The 23980-nt window shown below is 66.8% G+C and carries 9 protein-coding genes and 1 tRNA gene; 4 read left to right on the forward strand and 6 right to left on the reverse strand.

Annotated elements, in window-relative coordinates:
- The 3 genes from AC0QC4_RS07365 to gdhA are packed head-to-tail and all read right to left on the reverse strand — an operon-like array spanning position 1 to position 4813.
- A complete protein-coding gene (locus tag AC0QC4_RS07365) occupies positions 1-1992 on the reverse strand; it encodes a GlcG/HbpS family heme-binding protein (RefSeq protein ID WP_483659085.1) in 1992 nt (663 codons plus the stop codon).
- Entirely contained in the window at positions 1992-3416 is a 1425-nt protein-coding gene (locus AC0QC4_RS07370) for a multiheme c-type cytochrome (protein WP_483659086.1), read from the reverse strand. Before AC0QC4_RS07370 ends, AC0QC4_RS07365 begins: the two co-directional genes overlap by 1 nt.
- A gap of 41 nt (positions 3417-3457) precedes the next feature.
- A complete protein-coding gene (gdhA, locus tag AC0QC4_RS07375) occupies positions 3458-4813 on the reverse strand; it encodes an NADP-specific glutamate dehydrogenase (RefSeq protein ID WP_483659087.1) in 1356 nt (451 codons plus the stop codon).
- A 217-nt stretch (positions 4814-5030) separates the two neighbouring features.
- On the opposite strand from gdhA, the gene AC0QC4_RS07380 reads away from it, so the two are divergent.
- The gene (locus AC0QC4_RS07380) at positions 5031-5993 is read left to right on the forward strand and encodes a tetratricopeptide repeat protein (RefSeq protein WP_483659088.1); all 963 of its coding nucleotides are present in this window, start codon (positions 5031-5033) and stop codon (positions 5991-5993) included.
- Positions 5994-6086: 93 nt separating this feature from the next.
- Positions 6087-6161, forward strand: a tRNA-Val gene (locus AC0QC4_RS07385).
- Positions 6162-6302: 141 nt separating this feature from the next.
- Here AC0QC4_RS07385 and AC0QC4_RS07390 read toward each other — a convergent pair.
- From AC0QC4_RS07390 to AC0QC4_RS07400, 3 genes are read right to left on the reverse strand one after another with little or no spacing between them, the layout of a single operon-like run.
- Positions 6303-17540, reverse strand: coding sequence for a hypothetical protein (locus AC0QC4_RS07390; protein WP_483659089.1), 11238 nt, complete (start codon positions 17538-17540; stop codon positions 6303-6305).
- A gap of 15 nt (positions 17541-17555) precedes the next feature.
- Positions 17556-19337: a ShlB/FhaC/HecB family hemolysin secretion/activation protein gene (locus tag AC0QC4_RS07395; RefSeq protein WP_483659090.1), complete on the reverse strand. Its 1782-nt coding sequence runs from the start codon at positions 19335-19337 to the stop codon at positions 17556-17558.
- A gap of 44 nt (positions 19338-19381) precedes the next feature.
- Positions 19382-22579, reverse strand: a complete 3198-nt coding sequence (locus AC0QC4_RS07400; RefSeq protein WP_483659091.1) for a CHAT domain-containing protein — start codon at positions 22577-22579, stop codon at positions 19382-19384.
- A gap of 281 nt (positions 22580-22860) precedes the next feature.
- Between AC0QC4_RS07400 and AC0QC4_RS07405 the strand changes: the two genes are divergently transcribed.
- Together AC0QC4_RS07405 and AC0QC4_RS07410 are read left to right on the forward strand one after the other, a co-directional pair.
- Positions 22861-23214: a PepSY domain-containing protein gene (locus AC0QC4_RS07405; protein WP_483659092.1), complete on the forward strand. Its 354-nt coding sequence runs from the start codon at positions 22861-22863 to the stop codon at positions 23212-23214.
- A gap of 81 nt (positions 23215-23295) precedes the next feature.
- Complete coding sequence (locus AC0QC4_RS07410; RefSeq protein WP_483659093.1) at positions 23296-23961, forward strand: response regulator transcription factor; 666 nt, start codon at positions 23296-23298, stop codon at positions 23959-23961.
- Positions 23962-23980 lie beyond the last annotated feature (19 nt).

Genomic DNA, 23980 nt, shown 5'->3' on the forward strand with positions numbered 1-23980 from the left:
TCAGAGACCCTGACAGACATTCTGGGCATCCGTATCGAGGAACGGATTGAAGGGACAGTTGACGTAGCGCAGTCGGACCTGACGGCCGTCCGGCAAGCCCACCACAATGCGATCGGCCCGCTTCTCGAGCGGCGCATTGCCCACGCTGCCACCGAGCCGGGCGCTGGCATTGGCGAGGCCGAGGAAACTGATCATGTCGTCCTGATCGATGCCGTCGCCGGAAATGCCAATGCCGCCGACCAGTGTATTCCCACGATAGATGGGTACCGAACCGGGGAAGATCTGAATGCCGTTGGCGAGCCGGTTGAGATTGACCCCTGTCGACGGAATACGTGTGCACCCGCGTTTCACATCATTCGGCGTGATGTTGAACACGAAAAACAGGTGATCTTCGATGTCCTTGAAGGTCATCGCGGTCTGGATACCTGTCGAGAAGGGATTGAACCCGAATATGTCGCGTGACAGCGGCCCTGCCACCGGCGAAATCTCGCCATCGGGGAAGAATGGCCGATGCAGGTTGCCATTGGCACGATCGGTGAAGGCGTGGGTGCCAGTCAGTGCCGAAGGGTCGTTCAGGAAGTTGCGCAACGCCGGGACGTAGGCCCGTACCGCAGGACTGGGATCCGAGAGGAGATCGCTTGCCGCTACCGAGTTTGAGAAGAACATCGCTGTCCGCGCTTTCTGCAGCGAAACATCGATGCCGAACATTGGCGCGTCGGGCGCACGGACAATGCCCAAAACGTTGCCCAGTGTGTCGACGACGCTGATGGTTACCTGCGCCTGGCTCGACAACGGGCGGCGAATCTGACCGCGCGCACGGGCCATCACGGTGAAGGCTTCCTCGAGAATGGTTCTTGTTTCTGCGGCGGTGAGCGGAGTCGAAATCGCGCCACCATCAAGCCCGCCGCGAATCGGATAGCGATTGACGCCAGCACCGTTGCTCAGCACCATGGCGTCTGTCCGGCCAAATTCAGCGGCCGTTGCCAGCCGAAGCCCAGACGCCTCTGTGCCATACGCCGTGCCGGCCTGGATGACTGGTGAAGGAAAGCCGAAATAGCCACGCACCGGGATAAGCTGCCCACCCGGTCCGTTGATCGAGGCAAAGCTTGGCGAAGATGCTGCCGCGAGAAGTTCGTAGCGAGCATCCGAATAGCGCAAGGTCGTCCCATCGACAGGGATCCGATCGGCGCGAATCTCTTCCGGCGCTTCAAATCCGCGCGTGCCGGCCAGCGCGACATACTCCTCCTGATCGGTGTCGATATCGGTGACGTCGGGATCGAATCCGTAAATCCCATCGGACATCACGCCGATGCCGCCGACCAACACGCCGTTCTTGTAGAGCGGCAGGCCGCCGGGATCTGCCGATAGTCCGAGCGGCGAGCGCTTGGGCCCGATCAGCGGACCGGTGCCGATATTGCCCTCGACGAAGCGCGCGGAAAGGTCCGAGCATGGCAGTTGGCTAAACTGCACCCCGAACAGCGGACCGGATTCAAGCCCCGCCGCTACCGGTGCGGGTGGAAAATGAGGCTGGACGATCATGCTGGCCGTGCGGCTCGAAAAGGCATTGCCGTTGGATGACAGATAGGCCCCGGTTATCGCCTTTGCGATTGCACCAGCCGTGGTCGGTACAGTTTGGTTCTGTGCGTCGCGACTGTCGCCATTTGGCGCCGCAGGGATCAGCGCGGTCGGGGGCGAATTGGTCATGCGGAAGACCGCGAGGACATTGCCCGGGCGGTCGACCACAGCGATCACGGCGCGCTGGCCGCGTGCCTGCGCCTCGCCCACGGCCTGGGCGATGACGCGCTCGACATCGGCAACGGTCAGCGCTTCGGCAGCGGGCAGGGAATAGCGCGCGCCGGTGGGAGCAGGGGTGGGACTGGTGCCGCCCCCGGCAGGGCCGGCCGCAGGCGACGTACCGCCGCCGCCGCAGCTGGCCGTCGTCAGCGCGATGATGGCGAGCCATCCGGTGTGGTTGCGCAATCTCGCCCGCATCAGCGCAATGCTCCGATGCCGCGCACGGCGCTGGCCAACGCTGCCTGGAAATCGCGCGGGCGATAGGCGTTGGGATCGCGCACCGCCGCATAGGCGCGGTTGATGTCCTCGCGAATGGCGGCTGCCGACCCGACGGTTGCCTGACCCGACGAAACCATGGCGCTGAGGAGCGTATCGACGCCCATCACCGCCTGCACCGACCCTTCGTAATCGGTGAAGCGATCGCGGATCGCCTGGCTGGCGATTTCCTGCGCGAGCCGTCCTGCGCTGGCCTCGCCAAGCGCGCCGCGTTCGAAAGCCGCGGCCATTTCCGCGACGACGGCATTGAGCTCACGCGCCGCCGCCACCGCGCGCGGGCGGCTGCTGGCCATGCCGGCATGAAACGCCTGCACCCGCTCATCGAACCGCCGCGCCATGCCCGGATCGGCGATGCGAGCGGCTGCCGCCAGCATGATCATATTCTCGTCATTATAGGGCGGCATGCCTTCGGGGAGCGGCGTGCGACCAGGATTGTTGACCCCGGTGCGCACCGGCTCCGCCTGATCGTAAATGCGGCGGTGGCAGCTGTGGCAGTCGTAGAAGTAGAATTCCGGGAAGACGCCTTCGGTGCCACGATCGTCGCGCTGGAATAGTGCCAGCGACCGCTGCAGGGCCATGGCCTGGCCGACCGCCCACAGTTTCACATGGTCGGTGCGGCCCTTGCGCTCGGCATAGTCGGCGTCTTCATTGTGATGCGCCTGCAAGGTAGAGAACAGGTCGAGCTCGAACGAGATGCGCGGGTGACCGGCGGCCATGATGCGGTGGGTGACGAACTGGCCGTTGCGCTCCGAGCCGAAATGGCAATCGAGGCAGACTGCGGCGCGCACGCTGCTGTCTTCGAGTGGGCGCAGGCCGCGGCGCACATTGTCCGCATGCTGCGCGCGGCCATCGAGCAGGCCGGCATAGTGCGAGCTGATCCAGCCCTGCGCCGAGCCGTGGCAGCTTTCGCAATTGACGCCGTCGCTGGTCTGGTATCGGAACGCACCGCCGCCGGCCACCGCGACGCTCGAGTGGCAGCCGAGGCACATCGGCGCGCTGCTGGCGTCAGCGATGCCGAGATTGCGCGCGATGAACTGGCTGCGGCTGTTCGAGAGGACGGCAAATGCCCGGCTGTGCGCACCGCCTTGGGTGGAGGGCTCCTGCCACTTGGAAATTTCATCCTGCCGCACGACAGGGCCGTCTCCGGCCATGCGGCCGTGGCAGGTAGACCCGGCGCAAGAAGCGACACCCAGATGCACACCCTCCGCTGCAATCGCGTTGGATCGCGCTTCGGGGGCGGCAATCAGCACGGCGAGCAACAGGGCAAAGCCGGCACCGGTCAGCCCCAGCCATCGCCCGCCGCGCGGGGCAATCTGCCACTTCCGGTTGAACAGCCCTACAGTCATGTTCGTCAGCCCCCCAGCCGCCTCGCGGCCACTCTCTGCCGTCAAACCACGCCGAACGCCAGCATCGCGTCGGCGACTTTCTTGAAGCCCGCGATGTTGGCGCCTTTGACATAATCGACATGATCGTCCCTGATCCGCCCATAGGTCAGGCAGCGGTCATGAATGCCTTCCATGATGTCGAGCAGCATCTGCTGCAGCTCGGCTTCCTTCCACGAGCGCCGCTCGCTGTTCTGGCTCATTTCCAGACCAGAGACGGCAACGCCACCAGCGTTGGCAGCCTTGCCCGGCGCGTAGAGGATGCGGGCGTGCTTGAAGACATGCACCCCTTCCAGATCGGTCGGCATGTTGGCGCCTTCGCTCACCGCGATGCACCCGTTCTTCACCAGCGCGCGTGCATCGTCGCCGAGCAGTTCGTTCTGGGTAGCGCAGGGCAGGGCGACATCGCATGGCACGCCCCACGGCGTCTTGCCGGCGTGGAAGGTAGCGGCGGGATATTCCTGCACATAATCCTCGATCCGGCCGCGCCGGTGGGTCTTGTGCATCTTCACCCAGTTGATCTTGCCGAGGTCGATGCCGTCGGGATCGTGGATGAAGCCCCCCGAATCCGACAGGGTCAGCACCTTGCCGCCGAGCTGCGTCACCTTTTCCGCCGCATGGGTGGCCACATTGCCCGAGCCGGAGATGACCGCCGTCTTCCCGGTCAGGTCCTGCCCCTTGGTGCGCAGCATCGCTGCGAGGAAATAGACCGCGCCATAGCCGGTTGCCTCCGGGCGGATCAGCGAGCCGCCATATTCGAGGCCCTTCCCGGTCAGCACCCCGTTCCATGTGTTGGTCAGCCGCTTGTACTGGCCGAACATGTAGCCGACCTCGCGGGCGCCGACGCCGATGTCGCCGGCGGGAACGTCGGTGTCCGGTCCGATGTGGCGATAGAGCTCGTTCATGAAGCTCTGGCAGAAGCGCATGATCTCGCGCGTCGACTTGCCCTTGGGATTGAAATTGGCCCCGCCCTTGCCGCCGCCCATCGGCAGGCCGGTCAGACTGTTCTTGAAGGTCTGCTCGAACGCCAGAAACTTGAGGATCGATTCGGTGACGCTCGGGTGAAAACGGATGCCGCCCTTATAGGGGCCGATGGCATTGTTGTTCTGCACCCGCCAGCCGCGCTGGACGCGGATGTTGCCGGCATCGTCCTCCCAGCAGACGCGGAAGCTGACGACGCGGTCCGGCTCAGCGATTCGCCGCAGGATCTGTTCGCGATGATAATCTTCCTTGTCGGCGATGAAGTCGTAAATGTCTTCCGCGACCTCCTGCACCGCCTGGATGAACTCGGTCTGCCCCGGATTGCGCCGGGCGACTCCGTTCATGAACGTCGGCAGGTCTACGTGATCACTTATCGCCATGCGCCATATCCCCCACATCGGTTCTGGCGCGACCCGTGCTGGACGCTCTTTACGGCGTCCTCCACAGCCCTTGGCTACTAGATTTGGCTGTGCGATTAAACCCCTAAAGCGCCATGGGCGTGACAGATGTCGAGACAGCCGTGGCTACCGGCAACTTGGTCAGCGTGGTGCGGACCGGGTAACGGCCCGGGTAGCTGCAACAGGAGGGGATTGAACGATGAGCGCAACCAGCACGGACGATGCCGTGACCGGCGGGGCGGGCAACCGCAGCGGCTGGATCGTGCTCGGCGTGGCCGGCGCGGTCCTCGCCGGTGCGCTGATCTACACGGCGGTACGCAGCGACGATGGTGACGCCGGCCCTGCGGCAGCCGCCACGTCGGGCGCAGCCCCTGCGACAGCCGGGGCGAGCGAGCTGGAAGCGCGTGTTGCCGCCAATCCGGACGATGTCGATGCGTGGGTTCAGCTCGGCCAGTTGCGCTTCGATTCGAGCGATTTCGCCGGTGCGACAACCGCCTACCGCCGCGCCACCGAGCTGGCGCCGACCGTCGCCGGCTATTGGTCGGCATTGGGTGAGGCGCTGGTGATGGCCGCGCCCCGTACCGGGCCGGCGATGCCCGACGAATCGCTGACGGCGTTCCAGCGGGCGCTCGAGCTGGATAGCGACGATCCACGATCCCGCTATTTTCTGGCGGTCAAGAAGGACATCGACGGAAATCATGAAGGCGCCATCGCCGACTGGCTGGCGCTGCTGGCCGATACGCCGCAGGGCGCGCCGTGGGAGGCGGACCTGCGCCGGACCATCGAACAGGTCGGCGCGCGTGAGAGCATCGCGGTCGCCAGCCGCATCGCCGCTGTCCGCCAGCCGCAAGTCGCCCCTGACCAGTTACCGGTGGCGGCGCAGGCGATCCCCGGGCCGAACCGCCAGCAGATGCAGGATGCGGCGCAACTACCCAAGGGCCAGCAGGACATGATGATCCAGGGCATGGTCGACGGGCTGGAAGAAAAGCTGCGCGCCGACCCGGGCCAGGTCGACCGCTGGATCATGCTGATGCGCAGCCGGATGACGTTGGGTGAAAGCCAGAAGGCAGCGCAGGCGCTGCAAGCTGCCATTCGCGCCAACCCGGCACAGGAAGCCCGCCTGCGCGGCCAGGCACGGCTGCTGGGCGTGCCCGGCGCCTAAGGCGCGGCAAAGCAGACTTGGCCCTTGCCATTCGTGCGCCGACTGACTAGGTGCGCTCCACCCCGCAGCGCGCAGTTCGCGACGCTGTCCGGCGGGCGCGTAGCTCAGCGGTAGAGCACACCCTTCACACGGGTGGGGTCACAGGTTCAATCCCTGTCGCGCCCACCATCCTCTGTACGGGATGGTCCGACACAGCCCAACGTCGAAGCTGAATGATTGGCACAGCGCGGATCGCTCGCGGCCCACCCCTGCTGCGCCTGTCGCAGCCGGGTGGGCGGGGGCAACCAAGCGCCCAACCTGATGGAACGCTCAGTCTCCGCTGTCCGGGGTCCACAGATCGTCGTTGGGCGAACCGGTCACCGGATCGTCGATCAACGGCTCGTTGGGCAGGGGCTCGACATCCTTGATCTCAATCACCGTCGTTACCGACAGCGAATCTTCGCCCTCCGTCTGCTCGCTTTCCTCGTCCTCGTCATCGACGAGCGGGTTGTCCTGCGTCGGCGGGATCAGGTCGATCTCGAATGTGAAGCAGTTGGATGCCGAGGCGATCAGGCAGCCATTGAGCGTCGAGCCGGCGTCGATCCCGGGCACCTGCTGGCTTTCCCCTGTCAGGGCGACACCGTTGATCGTCACGCGTCCGAATGCATCGAGCCCGGTCAGCACCGTCACGCCATCGTCGATCACGCCATTGAGAACGAGACGCGTCGATCCACCGCTGGTGGGCGACTGGCTGCCTGGCGTGGTGATGCTGACCCCGCCCGCGCCGGCCGTGAAGCCTCGGCGGTCGTCGAAGTCGCTGCCGTCGCCGCTGTTCTGGACATAGATGCCATTGCTGGCCGTGAACGCGATCGCGTTGGCGGAAAGGGCGCCATCGTCGTTCAGCACGCCGTCGTTCTGGGACAGGCGTTCGTCGATGGCCGCGCTATCGGTCAATGCCGCGATAGCCGTGATGGCGTCTGCGGTTGCGACAACGATATCGTCGGCGTTGAGCGACAGCGTTCCGCCAAGCCCGCTCGGACCATTGAGCCGGATCGCTCCCTGACCCAGGATGACTTGGATGGCATCGTCTGCGACGATGGCAAAGCGGTTGTCCTGCGACATGTTGTTGAGCGTGGCCGTGCCGACGACGCGGACAAAGCCGGGGCTTTCGATCAGCAAGGTGCCGTTGGCGCCCAGATTGCCGGTGGAACCGCCGCCACCCGTCAAGGTGAACGTGTCGATCACGACATTGGGCTGCCCCGAGGGTGCAATCACCGCGGTAGCACCAGGAGCCGCCGCGACGAAGCCTTCGCGGTTGCTGCTGTTCGATCCGCGCAGGGTGATGTTGCCTGCGAACAGGCGCTGCATTTCTGCGGCGGACAGGCTGTAGCCGCTGCTGTTGTCCGCGCCGCCGATGAAGGTCTGCCGCCCGTTGTTGCCATTGGTGAGCGTCAGGCTGGAGGTCGTCCCGGCAGTTCCTATGCGGCCGTTGCTTCCGATGACGATGTCGCCGGAGACGATCTGCACGGTCGATCCCGTGGCCACGCCATTGATGGTGGCGGCATTGCGAATGGACGCGGTGAGCGCCCCGGTCGCCGTGACCGCCCCGTTGAGCGTTGCGGTGGTATCGGATTGCAGCGCGATGCTGCCGGCTTGCGCCGTACCGATCACCAAGGCGCCATTGCTGCTGCGTGCGCTCATTGCGCCGCTCGCCCGTGCATCGCTGAGGGTAAGCGTGCCGGCCGTGCCCTGCACGGTCAGATTGCCTGCGGTTGCCTCGGCCAAGGTGAACAATGTGGTCCCCGTGGCGACGACATCGGCGCTGCGGCCGCTGACGATCGCCGATCCGGCGCGCACGTCGCTGATGGTGATTGCGCCATTGACGGCGCGCACTTCCAGATTGGCAGGTGCCCTGATGGTGCCGATCGAGACGCCGTCGCGGCCCGTCAGCCGGATGGCGCTGTCGCTGGCCGTTGCAGTAACGCTGGAGCCATCGATCGTCCCGCCGGCATCGACCAGGATTTCGCTGCCCTCGGCGGTCAGCGAGCCGAACCGGGCATTGCCCGTGACATCGATGTCGATCGAGCCGACGGCAAAGGCAGAGCTGGTGTTGCCGATGAGGTTGGCGGCATCGATGACGATGTCCTCGGCCGACGATAGCTCACCCAGCGTCAGATCCCCGCCGGCGTCGATAATGATATCGCTGCCGGTCAGGACGATAGAGTCGCTGATGTTGACACCAGCCAAGCCATTTTTCACCGGTGGCGCGAGGTCGCATCGCGGCGACTGATTGCAGCCGCTGCCTTCAGCGCCATTGGTCCGCGCAAAGTCGATGGCGACATCGCCGGTAGCGCGCACGAAAATGGTTCCAGCCGACTCCAGATCTCCATAATCGACGCTCGCCGCATCGATCAGGATAGTGCCGAACTGAGATTCGGCGCTGTCACCGCTGATTTCCCCGGACAATGCGGTCAGCCGGATATCGTCTTGCGCGCCGAGGGCACCGATGGCGATATCGCCATTGCCCGAGCTGAAGAAGGCATTGTTGCCGGCATTGGCGACATCGACGGCAATGTCGCTGCCGCCAAAGACGGCGAGCGTGCCAAGCTGGCTTTCCAGCGTTCCGCCGGTCACGCTGCCGCTGCTGTCGATGAAGGTCGAGCCGAAGGTGGTGCTGCTGTCGAACCGCAGCGATCCGCCAGTCGTGATCGTTGCCGTGCCGGCCTCAATCGAGCCGAAGTCGGCATCGCCGCTGGTACGGATGCTGACATTGCCCAGCGCGAGCATCGCACTGGCAGGCGCCTCGCTACCCCCGCCGCTCTGCGTCAGGCTGGCCGCGTCTATCGCGATGTCGCCCGCGGAATCGAGCGCGCCGAGGTGGATCGCACCGCCCGACACAAGCAGGATATTGGCGGCAGGCGCGGTGCTGTTCTGGCCGCTGCCGATACCGGTCGTGGTCAGGCTGACAACGCTGATGTCGCCGCCCGCTGTCACGCTCGCCGGCCCGCCGGTGGTGACCGTCCCGATGCTGCTGTCGAGCCCGCTGTCGACGACGAGATCCTCGGCGATGGCGCCCGATCCGATGCTCGCCGACTGGCCGGCATCGAGCGTTGCGCCGCCGCGGCTGCTGGTCAGCGAGCCGAGGTCGATATCGCCGAGCGCAAGGAAAGTCGCACCGTTGTCCGCGCTGACCTCGTCGATGGCGATATTGCCTTCGGCGCTGCTCGCCGAGAGGAAACCGCCGGTGGAGATGCTGCCGCCGAGGATATCCTCGCCGGTACCGATATTGACTCCGTCGGCAGCGTCGATGCTGTCGAACGTGAAGGTCCCGTCGATCGAGCCCGAGACGAAGCCCGCCTCGATCGTACCGAGATCGGCGTTGCCGAACACCAGCAGCGAAGCATCGTCGACGGCGACGATGCTGCTATTCGCGGCGGACACCGACCCTGCGACGATGTCGACGAGGCCCCCGGCGGTAATGCTCGTGAAACTGGCGTCGCCGTCGATATCGAGCAGCACATCTTCGTCGGCCGCGATGATGCCCGAGGTCGGGATGCCGCTGGAAGGAACGGCGGCGGTCAGGCTGCTCGCGTCGATCTGGACCGAGCCCGCCGCATCGAGCGTGCCTAGCAGCACGTCGCCGCCGGCACTCAGGGTGATGGCAGCGTTGATCGGCGCGCTCGACTGGCCAGCACCGATACCGGTCGTGGTCAGGCTGACAACGCGGATGTCGCGCCCGGCGGTAACGCTCGCCGGACCGCCGGTGGTGACCGTTCCGATGCTGCTATCGAGCCCGCTCTCGACGGTGAGGGCACCGGCGATCGAGCCGGAGTCGATGCTGGCCGACTGGCCAGCGTCGAGGCTCGCACTACCGTTGCTGCTGGTGAGCGAGCCGAGATCGATGTCGCCGAGCGCCAGCAAGCTCGCGCCGCTGTCCGCGCTGACCTCGTCGATGGCGATATTGCCTTCGGCGCTGTTGGCCGTGACGAAGCCGCCGGTGGCGATGCTGCCGCCGCGGATATCCTGCCCTGCGCCGATATTCACGCCATCCGACGCGTCGATGCTGTTGAAGGTGAATGTGTCGTCGACCGAGGCAGAAACGAAGCCGGCCTCGATCGCGCCCAGATCGGCGTTGCCAAACACCAGCAGCGATGCGTCGCCGCCGGCGACGATGGCGCTGCTGGCGGCGGACACCGACCCCGCAACCACATCGACGAGACCACCAGCAGAGATGCGGGTGAAACTGGCGTTGCCGCCGATATCGAGCAGCACATCCTCGCCGGCTTCGATGATGCCGGAGGTTGGGATGCCGCTGGTGGCTGCTGCGGCGGTCAGGCTGTTTGCGTCGATCTGCACTGATCCGATGGAATCGAGCGTTCCCAGCAGCACATCGCCGCCGGCGGTTATGCGGATCGCCGCACTGGTCGGCGCGCTCGACTGGCTGCTGGTCTGGCCGGTGGTGGTCAGACTGGTGACGCGGACATTCGAGCCCGCATCGAGCGTCGCATCGCCGAAGGCCGTCGCCGTGCCGATGACGATATCCGCATCGCTGCCGATGACGAACTGGCCACCTGAATTCGCCAACTGGATATCGACAGTGCCGGTGGCATCGACAAATACACCGCCGAATCCGGTGGTCACCGAACTCAGGGTGACGCCACCGCCCGTCGCATTGATCGTGCTGTCGAAGCGCGAAGCAACGCTGCCTAGCGCAATCGTGCCGCCGCTGGTGGAGACCGTCACGCCGCCATTGTCGCTGACCAGCGCAGAGCCCGCTACGTCCGCGCCTGCCTGCAGGCTGGCGCCGAGATCGGCGCTGGCTTCAGTGAAGGTGATGGCGCTGCCTGCGGTGATCGACAGGCTGCCCGCGTCGAGCGAGCCGAACAGCGCCGTGTTATCGACCTGGATCAACACATCGCCGGCTGCGACGATCGAGCTCGTCGCGCCGCCCAGGCCGGCGGCGTTTATGGTGATATCTTCCGCCGAGGTCAGGCTGCCCAACGACACGTCGCCGACCGCGTCGATGACGATGTTGGCACTGCTGGTCGAGGATTGCGTACCGATGTCGGTGGTCGTCGCCGAGACGATGCTGACAGCGCCGTCGCTGGTCAGCAGCGTGTCATAGCCGCTGATGCTGGTCCCGAGTGTGATGCCACCAGCACCGGCGGTCAGCGCAAAAACATCGCCCACATCCGCGTTGTCGATGGCGATGCTGTCGCCGGCAGACAGGCGGGCGTCGCCGTCGATGGTGGTTACCGATCCACCGGTTATCGACCCCGCCGTGGCGGTCATCTGGGTGTCAGTGGCGCTGCTTGTCGAAACAAAGCTGATCGATCCGTCGGTCGAGACGATCGAGATCGAGCGTCCGTCGGCCGTGCCGAAGTCGATGTCGCCCGATGTGCCGATGCTGATCGAATCCGCGGCGACGATGCTGCTTTGGGTCTCGGCGCTCTCCGAACCGGGCTTGGCCTGTGCCAGGCTGGCGCCGGTGATGAACACGATGCCCGCGCTGTCGAGCGACCCCAGCGTCACCGACCCTCGGGCGTTGAGCAGGATGGCCGGGCCACGCCCCGGATCGCGCGTGTCGACCAGCGCATTGGTGGTGACAATGCTGCCCACCGAAATGTTGGCCAGCGAGTTGATTTCGGTCGATGCGCCACTGGTGACCGAGCCGATCACGGCATTGCCGTTCTGCGCCAGCACCTTGAGGGCGGTGCCGATGTTGGCCGTCCCCAGTGCCACGCCGTTGCCGGTCAGGTCGGCATAGCCGTTGGTGGTTGTCAGATCGGCGACCCGTACGGCGCCGCCGGCTGAGACGACCGCATTTTCGCCGGCCGTCAGGCTGGCGATATCGATGCTGCCGTCTGCGGCCACATCGACGGTCAGCGTCGCATCCGCCCCGTCGCCGAAGATGCTGCCGCCGGCTTCGAGGAAGATATTCTCGGAAGCGTCGAGCAGGCCGAAGTCGATGGAGGAGGAGGCTAGCAGGTCGATGCTGCCTGCGGTCGAGCGCAGCAGCGTCCCCTGCGCCAGCGCAATCCGGTTGCCGCTTAGGAAAATGCTGTCCGCAGACAGGGTCGCGGCAGTGCCTTCGCGATTCTGATGGGTCACGACAATGTCGTCGGCAACCGCAAGATCGAACGCGCCAGCGACATTCAGCCCGCCGGTGTCGAACGCGTCGAGCTGGAAGCCGCCGAGCAGGTTGAGGTCGGCACTTTGACCGATGGTGACTGCCCCGTCACGGCTACGGATGTAGAAGCCGCTGCCGCACAGCGCGACATTGCCGCACGACGAATAGCCATTGTCCCCATTGAAGATGTTGAGCGTGCCGATGGCGATGCCCGGCCCGCTGCTGTCATCGATGAACTCGACGCGGCCGGCGATGTCGCCGCCGACATCGATGGAGAGATCGGCGAGATCGACCAGACCGGCGAGTGTATCGCCCTGATTGGCCTCAAGCCGCACCGTTCCGCCGATGGTGAGCCCGCTGAAGCCGAAACTGCCGTTGCCACCGAAGAAGGTCGTTACGCCGGTGGTCGGATTGGTGGTCGATGTCACCACGCCATTGCCGCCAAAGCCGCCGTCGCCGCGCACGCCGGTCGACTGGAGGAATAGCGGGCTGCCATCTGCGGTGGTCAGCGTGGCGCCCTCGGCGCGCAGGAGGATGGTCCCGCCCTGGCCATTGCCGCCGTTGCCACCATCACCGCCGAACGTTGGCGTCGTGGCCGCACCGAAATCATTGTTGCTGCCGTCGCCGCCGAAGCCGCCATAGCCGCCGTTGTTGAAGACAAAGCCTTCGCCGCCGTTGATCGACAGCTCGACATCGCCGCCCGACGCCAGCACTTCGATCGTGCCGCCCAAGCCGTCACCGCCGTCGCCTCCGCGGAAGCCGCGCTCGACCGGGTCGTAGCCATCGAATTGCGATCCGTCGCGTCCGTCCCGCCCCGCGCCGCCTTCGCCGGCCGAGATCAGCGTGCTGGCGTCAGTGAGTTGCAATGTGGTGCCGCCCGCCGCCGTCAGCCGCGCGACGCCGCCGAACCCGTCGCCGCCGTCGCCGCCAATGCCATGCTCGGCACGGCCGCCGTCTCCGCCGAACCCGCTGGCGTCGATTTCCGCCGTGAGGGTGATGGAAAGGGCGTTGTCGACGACCAGCTCGGCGAGGCCGCCAGTGGCATCGCCGCCGCGGTAGCCGCGCAGGATGGTGCCGCCCTCGCCGCCCGAGGCAAAGGCATAGACGAACAGCGACGCGTTGCCGGTGGTGTCGCCAATGGTGACACGGGCCGTGCCGCCCTGTGCCGAGCCGCCGACCGGATCGGCATCACTCGGGCTGGTGATGGGGTTTATCACGCTCGAGTTGAAGGCAAGGATCCGCCCGGCGTCGCCGCCACGACCGTCTGCATCAGCAAACAGCGAGAGCGCGTTGAGGCTGCCGCCCGCGAGATCGACCGTGACTGTGCCGCCGACGCCGCTGCCACCCGAGCCAGGCGAATAGCCGTCAGAACCGGTGAAGGCCACGAAGTCACCACCATTTCCGCCATCACCGTCGGCCGTGAAGGACAGGAAATCCGAATTGATGGTCGCTTCGCCGTCGATCAGTACATCGATGCTGCCGCCGGTGCCGATGCCACCATCTCCGCTGAAGCTCAGCCCGTCGAACGTGCCACCTTCTCCGCCATTGGGGGGCGGTGTGGAGCCGGTGACGCCGTGACCGCCGACGCCCGAAGCGCTGACCGTAAAGGCACTGCTGTCGAGGCTGCCGCCGGTCAGCGAAACCGTGGCCGTCCCGCCGAAGCCGTTGCCGGAACGCGGACGTGCATCGCTGTTGTTAAGGTCGAGCGGGCTGGTGCCGCCGACACCGGTGACGTCCGTGTTGATCGAATCGACTGTGGCCGTGCCGCCGGTCATGCGGAAATCGAGCGTGCCACCGCGGCCGGTGCCGCCATTGGTGGCGAAGCCCGACGCCGAGCCGAACATGTTGCTGCCGGTTACGGTGCCGCCCTCTATCAGGATATTGAGCGTGCCGCCGGTCGCGTCTCCGGGATTGCCGCTCACCGACTGGCCACCTTTGCCGGGCAGGCCGCCACCGTCGAGCGCGTCCTGCGCGCTCGAACGATTGTCGGCGAAGCTGGCATCGGCTGCGAGGCGTAACTGGCCGAAGCTCAGCGCCGAGGCTTCGTCGCCGGTGATCGTCAGATTGATGGTGCCGCCGATGGCCTCCGGAGCGGCGCTGTCGAAATCGAAGCCGGACTGGCCGCCGGCATCGATGCTGGAGAAGCCGAGCAGTGACAGGCTGCCGCCATCGGCCAATATATCGATGGTGCCACCAATGCCCTGTCCGGCGGCAAAGCCATCCCCGCCGGATCCAGTCGAGCTGATCGAGCTACTGCTGCGCGCGAGCAGGGTGCCGCCAGACTGTGCGGTCAGTTGCGCGAGGCCACCTTGGCCGACACCGCCCTGAGTGGTCGAGCCAGCCGCGCGACCGCTTGCCGAAATTTCCAGAAATGCCGTGGTGACCGTGCCGCCGCCACTTGCCGTAACGGCAGCGAGCCCGCCCGTCGCATTGCCGCTCTGGCCCGAGGTGGAGCCCCTGAAGCCGGCATCGGCAAGCACGCTGAGGAAATTGTCGACGGTCAGTTGCGCCGTGTCGCTGACCAGCAGGCTGGCATTGCCGCCGGTCACGTCACCGCTGGGGCCGCCGCGGAACAGGCTGCTGAACCCGAGCGCCTCGAGCGTAAGATTGCCGAAGGACGCGGTGCCGCCGGTTTGCGTGACGATGGTGCTCCCCGCCGTGCCGCTGCCGCTCGTCCCCGCCGACGTGCCGCTGCCGCCCCCGGTCGCATTGGCGCGCGCTGTCAGGCCACCGGCTGTGATGGTGCCACCGGTCTGGGTCAGACGTACCTCGCCCCCGGTGGCGTTGCCGCCGCGCAGGCCGGTGGTCTGGCTGTTGAACGGGTTGGAATCGCCGCCAAAACCGTTCGCATCGGCCTCGACGCTCGACGCGGTGATCGCGCCCGCCGTCGTGAGGGTAACGAGGCCGCCACGGCCATTGCCGCCGATGTTTGTGCTGGGCGCGAAGCTCTGGAACGTGGTCGGCGTGCCGCCACCGAGCCCGCTGGCGGACAAGCGCAAGGTGCCTGTGTTGAGCACGGCCGAAGAGCCCAGTTGCAGATCTGCCGAGCCGCCTTGGCCGGCGCCCGAGACATTGTCGCCGACACCACCGTTGCCGTCCCCGCGAACGTTGACGCTTACTGCAGAAGACAGGGTTGTCGCGCCGCTGAGACTGAGCTGGCTGGTTCCGCCGGTACCGCTGCCGCCATTCGCCAGCGTACCGACGCCATTGCCGCCGACGGCGCTGGCGCTGATGCCAAGGCTGTCGATCTCAGCCGCGCTAGCCGTGCCGGACATGGAGAAGCGCGCTGTGCCTCCGGTCGCGTTCCCGGCCTGCGCTGGCAGTGGCGGGTTGGCGCTGTTCGATGCCGTGCCGCCGCGCGCCATGGCGGCGACGGTCAGCGAACCGACCACCACATCGCTGGTCGAGGTGTTTGACACCGAAAAGCTGGCCGTGCCGCCGAACGCGTCGCCGCCGTCGTTGGTTGGAAGGAAGGTGAAGGTAACCTGGTCGAAGCCCGAGCCGCCGCCGTTTCCCGAGGCGCTGACGCGCGCGAAGCCTGCGGAAAGGTCTGCCCGGTCGACGCTGACCGAGGCTGTGCCGCCCCGTCCGTCGCCCGACGTGGTCGATCCCCCCGCGCCGAAACCGTCGGCGGTGACGGTGAGGCCCTGCTGCGTGGTGAGCGCACCGCCGCTCTGCAGCACGACCTGCGCAGTGCCGCCGATGCCGTCGCCGCCATTGGGGACCAGCGCTGCATTCTGCTGCGGACCGAGCGTCGGGCCGCTGCCGCGACCGTCCGCCGCGACGGTGACGCCCCCATTGGCTGTCAGCGACCCGCCGTTGGAAATGCTGAGTGCGGCTGTACCGCCCTGGCCGTCCTCGCCATTGAGGCTCCCGCCAATCGCAGCCGCAGCGTTGGCGAGGATGCTGACGCTGCCTGCCGTGAGCGTGCCGCTGTTGATCGACAGGCGGCTGGTGCCGCCGATGGCCTGCGCGCTTTCGCTCGCTGCATTGCCGCGGGCGCTGCTGTCCAGCAGCAGGGAGCCGCCGACCGAAATGGTGCCGCCGCCGGCGGTGGAGGAGGTCGGGGGCAGGGCATTGTCGATGGTCAGTGCGACGCTGCCGCCCTGACCGGGGCGAGCCGAGAGCAGTTGCAGATCGCCGCCGACGATGATCCGCTGGCCCTGGCCGACCGAGAGGTTGACGCCGTCTTGGGCAGACAGGAAGGCGTTGCCGTCGAACAGCAACTGGCCGGTCGGGTTGGTGGCACCGCAATTGGGCTGGCAGGAGGCATCGGGCCGACCGGTGATGGTCCCGGTCGCGGTTGCCGTGACATCGTTGGCAAAGCGGCTGTCGGTAATCGAGATGTTTCCCGGTCCGGTGGCGCCCGCCGCGCGGCCGGCGGCAACACCGCCCTGGATGTTGTTGCCAGCCGACAGCACGATGCCGCCATTGGCGTTGACCGTGGCGCTGGTCGGCGTTTCGAAGCCGACCACGCCGGACAGCAGCATGGTGATGGCCTGGTTCTTGGGCACCGCAACCAGATAGGCGCGGCTTTCGAAGGTGCCCGATGCGTCGGCCGGGCCGGCCGTGGTGCCGGTATGGATGATGCCATGCGGATCGTTGGTGCCGACCGTGACGTTGATGTCGAACAGGCCGTTGTTGATGCGGATATCCGCCTGTTCGGCGGCAACCAGCGCGACGGAGCCATCGGCGCGCACCGTGCCGGACTGCACCACGCGCGGCGCGACCACGGCGATATAGGCGCTCCCGGTCGTGCCGTTGACGGCATTGATGCGCGCGCCCGGAGCGATCTCGACCGGGCCGAGTGCGCCGGCGATGGCAGGATCGCGGAAGCGGATTTCACCGTTCGAGCCGAACAGGCCGCCGGTGGTATCGATATCGCGGCTGCTGAGCACCAGGCTGCCGACATTGATGACGCTTGTTCCGCCGACCAGAATCCCGCCGGGCGAATAGAACCAGACGCTGCCGCCCTGGCTGGGGATGCCCGTGGCGCTGTTGATTTGCGAATCGACGATGCCGTTGAGCGCGATCATCCGGGCGATCGGTACATCGTTGCCGTCGAGCGGGATGATCCGGTTGAGCACGGTGAAATCTGCATCGCCGACGAACAGCGCGCGCAGCCCTTCGGGCAGGAAATCGATGGTGCCGGTGCCGGTGCGATCGTTGGGCGTCCAGTTGATGACCGCCTGCGGTGCGCGCACGGTGATGGTGTCCTGGGTCGCTGTCTGCACCACCGTTGCGCTGCCGGGCACCACGACCGTCGGCGTCCCCTGAAACGCCTGGCCACTCGGCACTGTGGTCTGCGCCACGGCACCCTGCGGCGCCAGCAGCAGCGCGCCGATGGCCATGCCCATCGCGCCGCTGGCCATCAGGCGATGGCGGACAGTGGCGCGCGATCTGGAGGCTTTGGCGGCGATCATCGGCGTTCCAGTCATGGTCAATCTCTTGGCTTAGCGGCCGAGGCCGAACTGCATCGTCAGGGAAACGAGGAAGCGGATCGGGCTGCGATCCGTTTCGAAGGTCGTGCGACGCAGCGGCTGGGCTGCAGTGAGGTCGAGGCGCAGGAAGTCGCCATAGGCAACGCGCACGCCGCCCCCGACCGAGTAGATTTCTTCGGGATCGATCCCGGCAAAGGCGGTGTCTTCGTTCCAGACCAGAGCCGCATCGAAGAAGGCAAAGGGTTGCAGCGCCAGCTCGCGATTGTTGGCGGGCACGAGCGAGCCGAGCCGCAGCTCCACGCCGGTGCCGACGCCGCTGTCCCCGGAAGCGATACCCGGATCATAGCCGCGGCCAACGGTGAAGTTGCCGACCGAATATTCCTCGAACGCCAGCAGCGCGTCGGGCGAATATTGCGCGCGCGGCAGCAGAGCGATTGTGAATGCAGGGACGGGCCGCCAGGTCAGTTCCGCCTCGGCGCGCACTACGGTTCCTGCGGGATCGCCTTCCGCACGGCTGGTCGGCGTGCGACCGGGGCCGAAGCAGGCGGTCGGGGTCTTGGCGCAATTGGGGCTGGCACCAAGCCCGGCGATGCCCTGTCGCGCTTCGAGCGCCAGCCGCACCGACCAGCGTGGCTCGGCAGGGCTGTAGTCGGTGTTGCCGCCGAAGGCATCCGGATCGATCCAGCTGCTTTCCAGCCGGGCGAACAGGACGCGCAGCCGGTCCCGGTTGAGCGGGATGCCGGACGTGTCGATATCCTGATCGACCCAGTCGAGTCCGCCGCTGAGCCACGCACTGCGCGCCTGGCGCAGCGCCAGCGGGTAGCGGGCGTACGTCGACCAGACCAGCGTTTCCGACTTGATGTCGAGATTGCCGGGCAGGGTGGGGCGCGTCCAGGCGTAGGTGGCGCTGGTGCCTAGCGTCAGCCCGTCTCCGCCGATGCGGAATTCGTGCGTGCCCTGCACGACCTTCTGCTCGTCGAAATCGGGCGTGGCGTAGAAGCCCAGCGTGGTCTCGTCACCGAGGCCGGTGAGGCCGTTGACGCGGACCCGGGCGATGCCACCCCACCGCCCGACCGACTGGCTGCCATAATTCTGCGCGTTGAAATCGATGAACACCGGTGTGCGCTCGACCGTCACTTCTCCGATCACTTCGCCCGGCGCGCCGGCGGGGCGCAGGGTCATCCGTGCGGAGAGGCCGGGGATCGAGCTGGCCAGCAGCAGATAGCGTTCGGCCTCGAAGCTGTTGAACAGTGGCTGTTCCTGCATCTGCTGCAGGTATCGGGCGAGCTGTGCCTCGCTCGCGCCGGCATCGCCACGCACCTGGAAGCCGACGAGGCGGGCCGCGAGGATGTCCAGCCTGACTTCGCCATTCTCGATGGTCTGCACCGGCACGCGCACCGCCGCGAGATAGCCGGCGCGGCGAAGCAGCGTCGCGGCACGATCGCGGATTTCGCAGATTTCGCTGACGCTGATTTCCTGGCCGACCCGTCCGCGCCACGATTCTTCGAGCAGGGCGGGGTCGATCGGACCGGCGTTGGCAAAGCTGACCGTGCGCAGCGTGAAGCGGACGTCGGCAAATTCGGGGCTGGCAAGCGGGCAGGGCGAGCGCTCGATGCCATCCTCCCCGTCGATGCGGGTCTGGATATTGGGCGCAACCGGCTGCAGCCCGCGCCGCAGGATTTCCTCACGGGTCGGTGCCGTTGTCTGGGCGGCAGCGGGGCTGGACAGCAGGATCAGCGATCCGGCGGCAGCGGCCAGGCCCAGATGGATCAGACGATGTGTGTTGCGGTTCATGACCGACTGTTATCCCCTCTTTACTGCTGCCGGCGTGCCGGAAGTCACAGTCCCCTGTACGTCGTGCCCTGAGGCGTCTCTGCCGCTGCGGTCCTGTCTGCCGGCGCAGCCGCGCCGGCCGCCATGTCGCGGTCAAGCAGGTGGCGCTCGCCGTCGCCGATGATGGCAAAACCAGCCCAGTAATAAGGGTGTGACGTCTGGGCATCGTCCATCAGCTGGTCCTGCGCGCTGCCCAGCGCTTCGGCCAGGCTGGCACCGCTCAGGCTGCTGAACAGGCCGTTGATCAGCCGTCCGGTGGCGTTGTAGTCGTCTGGCACCGGCCAGTGGCTGGCGAGCACCGAGCGCCCGCCTGCGCCGATGAAGGCGCGCACCAGGCCGTCGAGCGACGATCCGCCGCCGGTGGTGACGCCAGCGGCGCGCGTTGCCGCCACGCTGGCCTGACCGGCGGTGTCGCAGGCGGACAAGATCACCAGATCGGCATCGATGCGCAGATCGAATATCTCGTCGAAACTGAGCAGCCCGTCCGAGTCACCGTTGTCGAACGAGGTCAGCAGCGCCGGTCGGGTCGGGCAACCCGGACGGGGCGGGGTGACGAGGCCGTGCGTCGCAAAGTGCAGGATGCGGTAGTTGCCGAGGTCGCCGCGCTCGCGGATCTGCTTGTCGGTGAAGGCCGTGCCGGTGACGACATCGCCGGTCGATTCACCCAGCAGGCTGCGCGCGGCGATCAGTTCGGTCGCAGCGATCGGCCGGTTCCATTCGGAAAGCCTCCAGGCGCAGCCATCGGCGGCATCGGGCGAGGCGGCGCGAACCGCGGCGACACTGGTGACATCGCTGACCGGCGTGTTGTTGCCGAGCCCCAGATAGCGCCGGTTGGCGCGCGAGGCGGGGGCCTGGCGGGTGTTGCGGAACGCGAGCGGGGAGACCGAGGTGCTCACCCGGCTGGTGCGGCCCAGCCACTGCACGCCGCGCATGTCGAACGGATCGGCACCGGGCTGTGCCGCGCGCGCGGTATAGGCGGCCGCGCTGGCGGCATCGGGGATCAGCACGTTGAGCGGCAGGCGCAGCATCGCGCCGTCGGGCTCGAAGATGATGTGCCGCGCGGTCCTGAGTTCCGCTGCGGCGGGCGCGAAAAGGTTGGTGAACAGCGCGTTCGAGGCTTGGGCATCGAACGGATAGGTGTTGTACGCGCCGCCTTCAAAGACCGAGATGGTACTGCGCAGGTGATCGACGGCCGCATCGAGCCCGGCCCGGTCGAGCGTCGGCTGCCACACCCACGCGCCATTGCGCTTGACCATCATTGCATAGAGGGTGTCGCCGATGACCATCAGCTTGAGATAGGCTTCGCTGTCGCCGAGCACCGATTGCAGGTCGGCCAGCGCGATACTGTCCTGCGACACCGCGCGATATTGCGGGAAATCGGCAAGGCGCGCGATTGTCGCGGTCTGCAGCGCCGACAGCGCGTCGATCCGTTCGAGCAGCGCGGCGCGCTGCGGTGCCGCTTCCTCGCCGGTCAGCCCGGCGAGCGCGATGCGGGTGCGCTCGATTTCCCGCGCCAGCGTGTTGGCCTGGCGGAAGGCGCCGGCGGCCTCGTTATTGCCGCTGGACAGTTCGCGAGCGAGCACCGCCTGGGTATCGGCGACGCCGGGGCGGACAAGTAGCTGCGATGCGGTAAAGAATTCGGCGGCAGCGGCAGGATCGCTCGTCTGGCGTTCGGCCAGCAGATGGAAATAGGGAGCCATCTGGTTGAACAGCCCGGTCAGCTGCCGGCGCTGTGCGGTCAGGCCCGACACCACCTGCCGGTAGGTGTCAAGCGCCTCCGCTTCGCGCCCGTGCCGGCTGGCGAAGGCGGCGTAGCGCGCGCGTGCCGAGGCGAGCGCCATGGTCTCCGGATATTGCGTCTCGACCAGCGTCACCGCATCGCGCAGCAACTGGTCCGCACTGGTGAGGTTGCCGGCGGCTTCATCGACCATCGCCAGCTCGGCCATGGTCTGGGCGCGCAGGCGGATGATGCTGGTCACCCGGCCCTCGCGCACCGATAGCGACTTGATCAGCGCGGTTTCGAGCGCCGAGCGTGCCCCGGTCAGATCGCCACCCAAGCGGCGTACGGTTCCGGTCAACTGGTCGGCCTGGGCATCGAGCAGCACGGCGCGTTCCGACGGGGTCAGCCGCTGCTCGTCAGCGATCTGCGCGATCGAGCCAGCGCCGCTGTTGAGGCCGCTGGCGATCGATGGCGAGATGACGATGGTGCCGTTGCTGACGATCTCCGACAGCGGCGGCGCTTCGACCGGGGTCGCCAGATACACCAGCGCGCCTTCTAGATCGCGGCGGTTGAGCGCGTTCATCGCGCGGAAATTGCGCCGCAGCCGCGTCTGCACGATATCGGTGGTGCGGGTTTCCTCGACCTCGGCGAACAGCCGCTCGGCCTCGGCGAAGTCGCCCAAGTTGGAAAGCTGCAGCGCGCGGTTGAGGGTGAACTCGCTGGGCTCGATGCCATAGCTGCCGGTGGCATCGCCGCGCCGCTCGAGCGCCTCGAAATAGACGGCGGCATTGGCATAATCGCCGCTGTTGTTCTGCCGGTAGCCTTCCGCCAGCGCGCGGTCGGGCGGCAGGGTCGCGACCTGCACGCGCGCGAGGGCCTGCGCATCGCCGACAGAGGTGGTGGCGACGCGGATCGTGCCCTGCGCTGCACGCCCCTGCATGACGCTGGCGAGCGCGAGGTTCAGCGCATCGTCATAGGCAGCGATGCCCTCGGCGATATAGGTGGTGCCATCGGCCGTGCGGATGTGACGGCGGCCAGCCACACCGGGGAAGAGATCGGCACATTCTGCGACGCCCTGCACCGGCGCTGTGCAGGCGGGCGCGCCCGGCCGAGCCGCAACACGGCTCGCTGCTTCGGCACCACGCAGCGCATAGACGCGGCCGACGGCCTGGGCGGCATCGCGGCAGACGATCGTCCAGCCGCGATCGAACATGTCGGCGAACAGGGGATCGCGCAGGTCTGCCTGCACCTGGCAGACCGCGCCGTCGCCCGACCCGATCGAGAAGCTGTCCGCCACGCGCGTATCGGTCGGCGCCATGGCGGAGCGGGCGGCGAGACCCTGCGCGCTGAGCGGGCTGGCGAGTGCCGCGACCATGGCCGCCCCGGTGAGGTAGGTGGAAAGCTGTCGCGCCATAGCGGTGCGGGGCGTTGCAGCCGTCAGCGGCCCATCCGAATTGCGTGTTTCGACGCTGGAATCGTTCACTTCGCCGTCTCCTTGGCACCCTGTGGGTGGCCCGGCCATGCCGGGGTAGAGAGGCGACCCGCCGTTGCTTATTATTGCTTTCGACTGTCTTAGCCCCGGCGCTCGGGAATGGAAAGCCCCGAACTGTGCCAATCGCACCATCGGGGGACGGCGGGCGCCGCCAAGCTGAAGGCTTGCCGACAGCCACATTCATGCGCCATTAAATGGGGGGAGCGTAACTGCAGCACACCACAAAGCGGTTCAATCGGGAGCCCGGGGTAAAGGAATAGTTCGGGCCGACAATGACCGTAGCCGCACGCACATCGCAGAAGGGCCGTCTTGCCCCGTTGCTGGTCGCGGCGGCGATCGCGCTGTCTCTTGCGGGAACCGCGGTCGACGCCGACGCCCAGATTCGCGAGCGCCTGCCGCGGGTGGAGCGGCCCGACGTCCGTCCGCTGCCCAACCAGACCCGGCCCTTGCCCGAGATCGTCGCGCAGGTACAGGCGACCCCGCCCTACAACGGCATGGACTATATCGGCCTCGCCGGCTTTGAATCGCGATCGCTGGTCTATGTGCTGCGCTTCCTCGACGGACGGCAGGTGGTGGTGGTGCATGTCGATGCGCGTAGCGGCCGCATCCTCAGCCGGACGCCCTGACGGCGCAGCAGACAAGGTGGGGGCACTTGCCGCGCTGCGTCAGCGCTGCCAAGACACAACGATATCGTGGAGGACAAAGACATGCGTATCCTGATCGTCGAGGATGAGCCGACGCTGGGTCGCCAGCTGAAATCGACCCTTGAGGCGGCGGGCTATGCGATCGACCTCGCCACCGATGGCGAGGAAGGCCATTATCTGGGCTCGAACGAGGCCTATGACGCAGTCATTCTCGATCTCGGCCTGCCCGAAGTCGACGGCCTTACCGTGCTCGACCGCTGGCGGCGCGAGAAGCGCAACTTCCCGGTGCTGGTGCTGACCGCGCGGGATAGCTGGTCGGACAAGGTCGCCGGTCTCGATGCCGGCGCGGACGATTATCTGGCCAAGCCCTTCCAGACCGAGGAACTGATCGCTCGGCTGCGCGCGTTGATTCGCCGGTCGAGCGGCAATGCCTCTAGCGAGCTCACCGCCGGCGATGTCCGGCTCGACACGCGCTCGGGCAAGGTCACGCTGGCTGGAGACCCGATCAAGCTGACGGCGCAGGAATACAAGCTGCTGTCCTATCTGCTGCACCACAAAGGCAAGGTGGTCAGCCGCACCGAACTGATCGAGCATATCTACGATCAGGACTTCGATCGCGATTCGAATACCATCGAGGTGTTCGTGACCCGCATCCGCAAGAAACTGGGCGCCGACATCATCACCACTATCCGCGGCCTCGGCTACCAGCTCGACGAACCCGTCGGCTGAGCGGGCAGCGGGTGCGGCG

This window comes from Sphingomonas sp. jy18 (assembly GCF_056931895.1).

Excerpts from the sequence above, each read along its gene's own strand:
- AC0QC4_RS07365 (WP_483659085.1), bottom strand. The coding sequence starts at position 1,992 with ATGCGGGCGAGATTGCGCAACCACACCGGATGGCTCGCCATCATCGCG.
- AC0QC4_RS07370 (WP_483659086.1), bottom strand. The coding sequence starts at position 3,416 with ATGACTGTAGGGCTGTTCAACCGGAAGTGGCAGATTGCCCCGCGCGGC.
- gdhA (WP_483659087.1), bottom strand. The coding sequence starts at position 4,813 with ATGGCGATAAGTGATCACGTAGACCTGCCGACGTTCATGAACGGAGTC.
- AC0QC4_RS07380 (WP_483659088.1), top strand. The coding sequence starts at position 5,031 with ATGAGCGCAACCAGCACGGACGATGCCGTGACCGGCGGGGCGGGCAAC.
- AC0QC4_RS07390 (WP_483659089.1), bottom strand. The coding sequence starts at position 17,540 with ATGACTGGAACGCCGATGATCGCCGCCAAAGCCTCCAGATCGCGCGCC.
- AC0QC4_RS07395 (WP_483659090.1), bottom strand. The coding sequence starts at position 19,337 with ATGAACCGCAACACACATCGTCTGATCCATCTGGGCCTGGCCGCTGCC.
- AC0QC4_RS07405 (WP_483659092.1), top strand. The coding sequence starts at position 22,861 with ATGACCGTAGCCGCACGCACATCGCAGAAGGGCCGTCTTGCCCCGTTG.
- AC0QC4_RS07410 (WP_483659093.1), top strand. The coding sequence starts at position 23,296 with ATGCGTATCCTGATCGTCGAGGATGAGCCGACGCTGGGTCGCCAGCTG.